This is a genomic window from Pseudoalteromonas sp. TP27, assembly GCF_056470645.1.
The window spans coordinates 54,476-65,461 of sequence record NZ_JARDAK010000020.1; the positions used below are offsets into that span (position 1 = coordinate 54,476).

General features: G+C 40.0%; 9 protein-coding genes. All 9 read left to right on the plus strand.

Annotated elements, in window-relative coordinates; all coding sequences use genetic code 11:
- Window positions 1–42: 42 nt before the first annotated feature.
- Complete coding sequence (locus PX700_RS18215; protein ID WP_479521501.1) at window positions 43–1,920, plus strand: type VI secretion system Vgr family protein; 1,878 nt, start codon at window positions 43–45, stop codon at window positions 1,918–1,920.
- Window positions 1,921–1,927: 7 nt separating this feature from the next.
- Window positions 1,928–2,284, plus strand: a complete 357-nt coding sequence (locus tag PX700_RS18220) for a hypothetical protein (protein WP_479521502.1) — start codon at window positions 1,928–1,930, stop codon at window positions 2,282–2,284.
- A gap of 33 nt (window positions 2,285–2,317) precedes the next feature.
- The gene (locus tag PX700_RS18225; RefSeq protein WP_024607335.1) at window positions 2,318–2,608 is read left to right on the plus strand and encodes a PAAR domain-containing protein; all 291 of its coding nucleotides are present in this window, start codon (window positions 2,318–2,320) and stop codon (window positions 2,606–2,608) included.
- Window positions 2,609–2,610: 2 nt separating this feature from the next.
- Window positions 2,611–3,639, plus strand: a complete 1,029-nt coding sequence (locus PX700_RS18230; RefSeq protein ID WP_479521503.1) for a hypothetical protein — start codon at window positions 2,611–2,613, stop codon at window positions 3,637–3,639.
- A complete protein-coding gene (locus PX700_RS18235; RefSeq protein WP_479521504.1) occupies window positions 3,636–4,487 on the plus strand; it encodes a hypothetical protein in 852 nt (283 codons plus the stop codon). The genes PX700_RS18230 and PX700_RS18235 overlap by 4 nt, the downstream gene beginning before the upstream one ends.
- Complete coding sequence (locus PX700_RS18240) at window positions 4,487–9,169, plus strand: RHS repeat-associated core domain-containing protein (RefSeq protein WP_479521505.1); 4,683 nt, start codon at window positions 4,487–4,489, stop codon at window positions 9,167–9,169. Before PX700_RS18235 ends, PX700_RS18240 begins: the two co-directional genes overlap by 1 nt.
- Before the next feature lie 2 nt (window positions 9,170–9,171).
- A complete protein-coding gene (locus PX700_RS18245) occupies window positions 9,172–9,972 on the plus strand; it encodes a hypothetical protein (RefSeq protein WP_479521506.1) in 801 nt (266 codons plus the stop codon).
- Window positions 9,965–10,603, plus strand: a complete 639-nt coding sequence (locus tag PX700_RS18250) for a pentapeptide repeat-containing protein (protein WP_479521507.1) — start codon at window positions 9,965–9,967, stop codon at window positions 10,601–10,603. Before PX700_RS18245 ends, PX700_RS18250 begins: the two co-directional genes overlap by 8 nt.
- 179 nt (window positions 10,604–10,782) lie before the next feature.
- The coding region (locus tag PX700_RS18255) for a DUF6795 domain-containing protein (protein ID WP_479521508.1) at window positions 10,783–10,986 on the plus strand (204 nt) is incomplete at its 3' end.

A 10,986-nucleotide genomic window follows, 5' to 3' on the forward strand; every position in this document is an offset into this window, starting at 1 on the left:
GCTCAGAGCTTTTTTTGATCTCTAGGATGGGAAAAGCAAGGAATGCAAAAAGCAACACAAGACAAAAACGTAATTCAAATTAGCACCCCTGCTGGTAAAGATGCCCTTTATTTAACTCGTTTTGTTGCCCAAGAAGCAATGTCAGATTTATTTGTAATGTCTGCAAATATGTACACTATTGGGAAACAAATAGCACACGAAGATTTAGTGGGTAAACCTGTATCTATTAAAGTAAGAAATGCAGAAGGCGGTGGTGAACGTTATTACCACGGTATAGTTAGTCACCTTGTTTCTAATGGTAGTCGTACCGCCGACGTGGATGAGCAAAAAAATTACATAGACTACCAAGCAACCATAGTCCCTTTTGCTGCGTCAATGCGTAATCGTAAAAATAGTCGCATATTCCAAAAGAAAACAATTAAAGACATTTTTGCCGATTTATTTGGTCAGCATAATGTCGCTTTTTCAGACAAAACTAGCAAAACCTATCCTAAGTACGAATACTGTGTTCAATACCAAGAATCTGATTTTGATTTTATTCAACGCTTACTTCAGCAAGAAGGTATTTTTTACTTTTTTGACCACACAAAAAGTAACCATACATTAGTTTTAGCCGATGATATTACAGCTTACGAAGTATGTGGCGAGGCAAAAGTAGTTTATTCAACAGGTCATCTTAGTGAATCGCATGTATCACGCTGGCAAGGTGGTTTGAGCATAGCGCCAGGCAGCTTTAAGCGTGTGGGTTATGACTTTAAACAGCCATCAAGATACCCCGACGGAGAGCAAGCAAACCCTGAATTACCAACTCAATCAGTATCTGAAATATTTGAATACACTGGTGAATCTGAATGCCACCCTCGTGCAGCAAGTATGGCGTCGGTACAATTGGAGTCACTACAAAGAGACATGAAATTATCGAGTGGTAAAAGCGATTGTCGTTCATTTACCGTTGGTAAATTATTTGCTTTTAAAAAGCATGAAGACCCAAGACTTGAAGGTAAAACATTTGTTATTACGTCAATGATGACATCAATAACAGTACCAAACCAGTCAGGTGCTCAGCAAGGCTCCGCAGAAGAAGTTTACTCCAATCACTTTGAGTGTGTACCAAAAGAAATTCCTTACAGAGCACAAATTAATAAGAAAAAGCCTGTAATAAATGGGGTGCAAACTGCAATAGTGACTGGCGACAGCGCCGATGAAATAATGATTGACCAATTTGGTCGCGTAAAAGTACAGTTTGATTGGGATCGAGAAGGTAAAAAAGATTCAAAGAGTTCGTGTTGGATTCGGGTATCACAAAACTGGGCCGGGAAAAAATGGGGCGCATTTTTCTTCCCTCGAGTAGGGCAAGAAGTATTAGTCGATTTTATAAATGGAGACCCAGATCAGCCTATTATTAGTGGTGCAATTTATAACGCTGATTTAATGCCTCCGTATGCATTACCCGCTGAAAAAACACAAAGCGGTATTAAAACACGTTCTACAAAAGAAGGTGGTGCAGATAACTTTAATGAACTTCGGTTTGAGGACAAAAAAGGCAGTGAGCTTGTATATATACAAGCCGAAAAAGATAAACAGCTTTATGTAAAAAATGATCAAAATGATAAAACCGATCACGATCATAACATTGAAATAGGTAATGACCGTAAAGCAGAGATTGCTAATAACGATAGTTTAAAAGTAGCTAAAAACCGTATTGCTGATATTGGTGAAAACGACACGTTAAAAGTGGGTAAAACATTAAATATAGAAGCAGGCGATGAAATTGTTATTAAAACCGGCTCAGCCCAAATAAAAATGAGCAGTAGCGGTAATATTACTATCGAAGGCACTAATATAGATATTAAAGGCAGTAATATAAAAGTGGATGGCAGTGCTATTACTTTATCTGCTGGTGTAATTAAATTAAATTAGTGTGATTATGGAAATAATAAATAGTTTTCAAAGTGGTATTAGAAATGGCATAAATAACAACGGACACGTTGTATACTGCCGTTATGGCTTGCCTCACTTAATATGTTTACCAATTAATAAACCGAATGATCCATTGCTAAATCCTACATTAAGTCATTTGAAAGCAATGGACGGCTATTACGCTCAACAGTTTTTTATATACTTGCATACATCATTAAACAGTGAAGATGTTGCTTCAGTATTATATCAATATGCCGTGCAAAGTATGGTAGCACTATCAGACTATACTAAGAGTGAGTTAATTGAAGAGTTATCGCTTTTAGTTAGCCAAAATAAATTATTAATCATCCCGTTATACGAATAGCATTAATTAAACATCATTAGACAAGGAGTCTAAATGGGTAAGCCCGCAGCTACAATTGGTCACATGCATGTGTGCCCTAAAACAACAGGTACTGTTCCTCATGTTGGCGGCCCTATTGTTTTAGGCTCGACTAATGTTTTAATAGGAAGTATGCCAGCAGCGCGTAAAGGCGATATGATGGTATGTATTGGGCCTCCAGACAGTATTAAAACAGGTTCTGGCTCAGTCAAAATTAATGGTAAACCTGCAGCAAGAATGGGAGATGATAGCTCTCATGGTGGAAAAATTGTTGTCGGCAATCCCACCGTTTTGATCGGTGGCTAATTTTGCTCCTTAATTATGTAAGTAACCACCAATCTCAGTTACTAGCTATTAGTAATGCGCAGCTGTGTCCGTTTACTTCTGTAGGGTATGTTAAATCGTTAAAAAAAAGGTTGTTAGAATCCTCGTGGTTAAAAGCTAAACGCAATAATTTAAGCCGTGAATTTATAATACCGACTTTAGAGCAGCTTATTGATTTTGTTCAAGACGGCTACAGTGAAAATGTTATTGCCCAAGGGTGTGTTGAAATAATGACAAACCTTCCTCAAAATGCAAACCTCAATTTTATTAATAACTTACTTGATGAACCGAAATTAAACGTATTAGCAAAATCTATCATATGTAAGGTTTTACTTCAGCAACATAGCCTTAATTTTATACCTCTAATTGATATAACTATTTTATTTTTAGCGCATACCCCAAAAGCTAAAGTATCAAAACAGACGCTCGACTCTGTAAAGAGTATTTTTGTTGTAACAAGCGAATCTGATACAAAAAAACTAATCGGTATTTTTGATAATCTAAACCAATGTGAACTCGTTAATTCACCGTTAATGTCACTTTTTTTACTATCCCTAAGTTCAGAGCAAGTAAACGCCGTTAGTAATCATGCAAGTAATGCATTATCTTTAGATGGTACTTTACAAGTGTTGCTGCAAAGTGGTTTTGTAAAATTTATACCGCTTGCAAATACTGCTCTGCATAAAGTAGAAAACCCAGAGCAAATAGTTGCTTTAATGAAACGCACTTTAGGTGATAAGTTAGACTTACTTGTTAACTTTGAAATACAAATGCAAGCTTGTAGCGGTGACGAACAAGCATACACAGCTTTTCAGCAGCAATTACAGCTTACCTGGCCAACTTTCGAAAACGAATTATCTTCAAAAAGGTTGCTCGCTGGTAAAGCATTAGATGAACATTTAAATGCTATACAAAAGTCTGCTATGGATTCCTACAGCCAAGCAGTTTTTAATTTATACATTTATAATCAATATGTTAAAGATAAAAAAGCAAATGCAGGAGTACCTGTATGAGTGCTTTTAGTTTATCGATAGACTATTTTTCGTTTCCAACTGCTCAAAGTGTTGATGATTTATTATATGGTGATGCAACAAGTAGCTTGAGAGAAGTTAATTGGCAATCTTGGGAAGCGTGTATTTACGATTGTATTGTTAAATCTAAAGAGCTGATGGGTCAAGTAAAAAACTTAAGTATCCCTTTAGTTTGGCTTTTACCTGCGTTGTCGTATCAGAGTGAGCTTAAACAGATGCTCCAAAGCAGTTTACAACAGTTATATCCAGATCAAGATCAACACTTTTTGTTTTATGGTACGTCTAGTGCGCACTTTGCTGTTGCCTTAGCTAAAAAAAATAAATGGCCAAAAGTAAATGTAATTGCGCTTGATACAATTTATAAAGCGAATAAACAAGGGCAATATAGTTACCAAGGGGTTGGTGGAACAGTTACAACCCTTGAGCAGCAAGCAACAGGCTGGTCGCAAACAAGCAGTGAAATAGCGCCCTCGGTAGATTTTATTAAGCATAATCAATTAAATGGTATGTTTAGTAGGCTAGCTGCTCAAAGCCAGCAACTCATTGATATTATTTTTGCTCCAGGAAACGGCATTAACCCCGACAGTGAAGTATGGTTAAATGAGTTACAATTACTCAGTAATTTAATTAATGAGCATACACAATATGAGCTACCAAGCTACAAGCTAGGTCAAATAGGTGCACTTGAAGGGTTAGTGGTTTTGTATCAATTAACAACCAGCCCTTCTATTGAAAGCCATTGCAAACATGCATTGATAATTTCGCAGGAACAAGCAAAGCACCAATGTGCTGCAGCATACTTATGGATAAGTGAGGAAGTACACAACTAATGCAAAGTAATCCGGTTGTTTTACAAGGAACAAGTTACTCAATTTGCCTGACTGCTGGTGCTGCAAAGGCGCCCTCAGGTTATGAAGCTGTTGTAACTAACAATACAGTAAGTGTAAGTAATTTAGTCGATCAGGTAAGTGAAACGCTTACAAACGATCCTTCTAAACGTCTTGACGTTATTAAATTACTTATAAGTATAGGTGTTGACGCATCAAAGGCTGATGGCCAGCGTAAAACTGCTAATTCACTTATAGGTGTTATTGCTGCTGGTTCAGTCAAATGTTTCCGTGAAAAAGTTAAGTCTTCTATTCAAGTTAGCGATAACACTAACAGCGGCTCGGCGGGTAAAAAGTCTAACAAAAAAACTAAAACAACCGCATCAGGTAAAAGTGCCGCGCAAGCACCCGCTAAAAACTCTGGTGGTGCAAGTAATAGTACAGCAAGTGAAGAATCAATTACAAACCAAGAATGCCGGTCAGATCCGGTTTCAATGCTATCGGGCGAAGAAATTCTCCCGCTTATCGACTTTACCCTAGCAGGCAGTCGCCAATTAGTGTGGCGACGTTTGTATCGCTCATCTCATGCTGATGTGTGCACAACAATGGGTAATGGTTGGCGACATGACTTTATGGCAAGCCTTAGTGAGCATTACTTGCCGCCACCAAAAGTGGGCCCTAAGCAAAAAGGGACTTACTGGTTAGAGTACCAAGACGAGCACGGAGCTAAACATAAATTTGAAAAGGTAAAGCCTGGCCAATCGAGCTATCAATTAAGTAGTAACCTTGCGCTACATTACCAAACAAATGGTAAGCAAGTACTTGTAACGCCAGATGACCAACACCTTACGTTTAAACCAGGCGAAAGCGCGTGGTTGCTTGAAAAAATAATTAACGAAAAAGGCCAAAGCATTGCGTTTTATTACGATGCAAAAGAGCGCCTACACCGTATAGAAGTAAACAAAGTGCGTGGCTGTATAATTAGCTACAACGCGCAAGGTTTATTAAGCAAAATAGCAGCGTACTGCACTGATAAAAACAACAAACAGCAATTGCTTTCGCCACTACTTGCAAGCTACGAGTACGATGAAAACAAAAACCTTGTTCAATCTACTAATCAACAAAACGAAACTGAGCGCTACGCCTACAACGCCGCTAATTTATTAACAAAGCGTACCCGAGCTAGCGGTTTTAGCCATCACTTTGAGTGGGATAGCTATTCACCCAGCGCTAAATGTATAAAGCAGTGGGGCGATAACAACACCTATACTTACCAGTTTGAATACAACCTTGAGCGTGGCGAAACAACCTGTATAGACTCACGCGGCCACAAAGAGCACTTTGTACATAACGCACAAGGTAAATTGGTAAAACATACCGACCCTAACGGCAACGTTTGGCAATATACATACAATGCGCAAGGCCAAAAGCTCAGTGAAATAAAGCCCGATAGCAGCACAACGGGCTATAGCTACACACCTTACGGCCAATTAGAAACACTAACACAGCCAGATGGCAGCCAAACGCATTTTGCCTACAACCAACTAGGGCAACGTGTATTAACTACCTTACCTGATGGCCAAACCATTACGCGTAAATACAGTGTGGCTGGCTTACTGCAAAGCGAAACCTTTGGTGATGGCCGCACCACGTTATACAGCTACGATAAGCTCGGCCAGTTAACCCAGCATATAAATAAAAACGGCCAAATCACCAAGTTTATTTGGAACGAACAAGGTGAGCTTTTAGCCAAACATCTTAACGATGAGCTAATACGTTACAGCTACGATAATTTAGGCCGCGTAAATGCCACCATTAATAACGCAGGGCTGCTGACTCAATACAAATACAACGCGCATGGACAGCTTGCGCAAACCACCGCCTTTGATGAAAACGAGCCTGAAAATAAGCAGCATCAACACTTTAGCTACGACGAAGCAGGGCGATTAATTAGCTCACAAAACAGCAACGGCGATACCACAGAGCAACACTTTGAAGGGCTAAGCCAACCGCATTGTGTTATTCAGCCCGATGGCAGCGCACTGCATTTAACGTACGACAAAGAGCGTAACTTAACCGCCATTGAGCGTAGCGACGGCCATATATACCGCATAAGTTACGACGCCAATGAAAACCCAACACAAGTCACTGGGTTTGATGGTACGCTACAGCAGTATAAATACGATGCCTGTAATCGCTTAGCCTCAGTAACGCAAAGTAATAAACGCCATGTAAAAATAGAGCGCGACAGCCTTGGCCGCGTAACTGCGCAGCATGCAAGCCTTGCAAGCGACTCACATATCGTTAATAACGCCAATTACTACAGCTATAACCTGCAAGGTAAAATTACGCGTGCGCATAACGCGCAATCAACACTTAAACAACGCTTTGATAAAGGCGGCAGGCTACTGTGCGCCGAGCAAGTTAATAACCAGCAACAAGCGCATACCCTAAAGTATAGCTACGACGAATACGGCAGAAGGCAAACCCTTACCCTGCCAGATTCAACCACGCTTAACTACAGCTACAACCAGTTTGGTCAGCTAAGTGCTATTAACTTACTGCAAGCCAATAGCGAAGCGAATGATTCAGCTAGCGCAGCACAGCCGCTTATAACATTAAGCTACGACAGCCAAGGTAATATTAAAACCCAGCAGTTTGGTAACAACATAACCCTTGCTCAACAGTTTGATGTATTTAACCGCTTAACACAGCAACAGCTCACGCACCCAGCACAAGCATTATTTGATACCTGTACGTACAACTACGACAGCATCAACCAGCTTATTGAGCGTAAAAACGAAGGTATAAGCAGTCAAAATATCAATTTTGAATACAACAGCCTCGGGCAGTTAATACAACAAACACTGGCAAGCTCACGTGCTGATACAACTACCCAATACCAATGGGATAGCTTTGGTAACCCGCAAAGCCAAACAGTAAAATCAAACACACGCGATGCAGACACTAAAGATACAAGTACGTATGATAAAGAAGCTAGCGGTACAGCTAACGGCGAGCAGAGTACAAAACATGATACCGCCAGTAATGAGCATACAGCCAGCTCTTCTATTGATTTAACACGCGCCACCCATAGAGAATACAAAGAGTTAGCGCTAAATAGTAGTGAAAGTAGCAGTAAAAATAGTAGCAACGCTGACTCAGTAATAAACAATGAAGGCACTAACAACACCACAATAAACAGTGCCACCGACGCCGACCGCCTAACACACTTTGGCGACAGCGACTTTTACTACGACGAATTTGGTAACCAAATACGCGAAACCGGCAAAGGCATTAAAACCCGCCGCGAGTACAACGCGTTTAACCAGTTAAGCTGTTTTAACAACAACTGCACGCTCACACAATACGACTACGACCCACTCGGGCGACGTATCGCTAAGCACACCGAGCACGGTAAAATTGACTACATTTGGGATAACGACCAGCTAATCGGTGAATGCCAACACGGTGAATATACCTGGTATATCAACCTACCAAATCAATTTCACCCAGTGGCGCTTATTAAAAAAGGTGAGGTGTACTACTACCACCTAGACCAACTTAATACCCCACGTTTTGTAACAAACAACAGCGCACAAGTGGTGTGGGAAAACCAAGCCGATGCATATGGTTTTGAAGAGCCAGAAGCTGAGTCTAACTTTAATAAAGTAAACAGCTTCACTCAGCCAATCCGCTTTCAAGGGCAATATTTAGACGAGGAAAGCGGCTTACACTACAACCGCTACCGCTACTACAGCCCCAAGCAGCAACGCTTTATAAACCAAGACCCGATAGGGTTAGTGGGCGGGATAAACCACTATCAATATGCACCAAATCCGGTTAATTGGGTAGATCCAATGGGGTTGTTATGTAAAGAAGGGCAAGCAAAAGTTAAGGCGGCGCTTGATGCTAATTCAGCTATTTCGCCAGAACTAAAAGAAAAGCTAATTAAACTGTCTCAACTCCCAGAGGATGCATCTCCTTATACAGCAGATGAAATGGTTAATCACATTAAACAAAATACAGCTGATGATATGGTTAATTTACAAGATAAATCAGTCCTCGGCAGTGATAACTTAACTAAAAAGCAACGAGAGCACTTCAGAGCTGCGATAGATACACCTCAAGATACCGCAGATGATGCACGATTTAAGCGTAATGTTGTAAGTAGGCACAATCGCGAGTTACCACCAAAAACACGTGAAGACTGGAGTAAATCAAACGAAACCGCTAAGAAAAATAGAGCGCTCGGTCAACAAAATGAAAAAGCAGCTCGTGAAGCGTTATCAAAGCATAAAGGAGAGTCGCTAGTTGATAATAACAATGCAGTAGCTAGTGGAGGCAAAGTACAACAACGCAGTGGTAACTCTTTAGATTATAAAACTCGCCCAGATAGTTTGGGCGATACCATTGTGCACGAACATAAACATTTTACGGCTGAAAACAGTAACCCAGTTGTTTATAATACAAAACAGTTGGAAGAACAACGTGATGCATTCCCTGATAAGGACCATGTGCTGACAATATCGTCTGATTTACCTTGTGAGAATGGCATACCACCTTGTCGACCATCATCAAAAATTAAAAGAGAAAGCGAAGTGTTGTATTTTGATAATGACAAAAAAACGATCACTCATAAGTGGAATGCTAAGAACCAACGTTGGAATAAAGTAAAAGGATAATAATGATGGATTTTAAACCATTTCAAATCAGCGTATCCATGATGGGTACCAATCCGCTTAATGATGAAGCGCTATTCACTGAACTTTTAGATGTAATTGAAAGCTACCCTGAATTTGCGCCCCAATTTTGGAGTTTAGAAGAGCGTGGTAAGCTACCCTATAATCGCGAGGATATTTTAAACAAAATAAAAACGGTAGAGTTTGGGAGTTATGCGCATATTTATTTAAAGCGCAGTAAAGCGGTAAAGTACTTTGGCAGTATTGATGTAGCGCCAAGGCAAAACATTTTTTTTGAGTTTGACTCTAAACTGAATAGCAAGCATTACCCAGCATTATTTGAGTTTGCAGATCGATTAGTACAAATATTTAAGCCTGATGTTGCGTCAATACATATAGATAGGCCTTATCCTGACGAACCGTGGGAAAGCGAACGTGATGAATATATTGAGATGATGGGAGAGGCCGCATTGCTAGCTCCAGTCGATTATTTTAAGGTCGGCCCCAAAGGGTTAGCAATGCGCACTTATTTGGGCCCGCATTACGTTAAGCAGTTTGGCCAAGAATTATTACTGAGCACACCAAAAACGCAGACAGAGCTTCAACCTTGGGGCGGTATTCGCCTTGATTTATCAGAAGCACCTTGGGAGTTAACTGAACAAGTACAGATTGAGCATTGGCAAGCCGCCATGGCACATTTACGCCCAGCTAAGGTGTTTGCTGAGATGGAGGTTGATGTTGAGTATTGTGATATAGAGTGCACTAAAGCCGAAAACTGCACCATTGGTGGGTTAAATTATGTCTAAAGAGGCTGCTTTAGCGCAATTGGATGATTCACGCTCACAAAATAATGTTAAGGGAATAGATATTTCAGGGCTTGATTTAACGCAATGCGATATTAGTGAAACATCGACTGAAATGCTCAAAGGTGAACGCGTTATATTACGTGGTGGTATTTTAGATTTAGCTTATTTTTTAGATGCCGACTTTACAGCCGCTAACTTTGAAGGGGCAAGCTGCAATCAAACGGCGTTTTTTGATTGTATTTTATATCAGGTTATTAGCCCCAATGCGGACTTTAGCTACGCCAAGTTATCGGCGAGCAGCTGTAACGAATCTAACTTCTCCTCTTGTGAATTTGACTACGCAAACCTCTGGGCCTCAACGTTTGTTGACAGTAACTTAAGTGATGCAACAATGTCTTATGTAGAGGCTGCTGATGCCTGTTTTGATGACGCGAATTTAACGAATGCCGACTTATCAAACGGAAATTTCACAGGAACCGTGTTTAGAAAGTCCAACCTTACAGGTGCTGACTTAAGCCATGGTAATTTTACAGATTGTGATTTTACCGGTGCTATTTTAACTGATGCATGCTGGGATGGCGCTATTTTAAAGAATGCTAAATTTGATATAGGTACTCAGCCTAATAAATAGTATGGAAATACCTATTTTAATTGGTAGGCAATAGAAAAAAGTTATCCATTTTTATTAAAGCCGTGGGAACAGGTTTTGCTTGTTGAATGCTATAAAGCACGGAAACAAATAATACAATTGAAATAATGGTGTGATGCTCCACACTTAAAGCATTTTTAATATGGAGGTTTTAAATCAAAATGTTTGGTTTAATAAAAAAACACAGTGTACACATGTGCTCTGAAGTTAAAGGGGTTATTACTTTAAACGGTAATCCAGTTGAGGGTGCTTTAATTAATCGCAGCCTTAAATTTGCACATAAAATTGAAAAAGAAGATCAGGTTATTACAGCTTCCGATGGCACGTTTTCTATGCCAGAGGTTGTTGTTGAGTCAAAAATACCC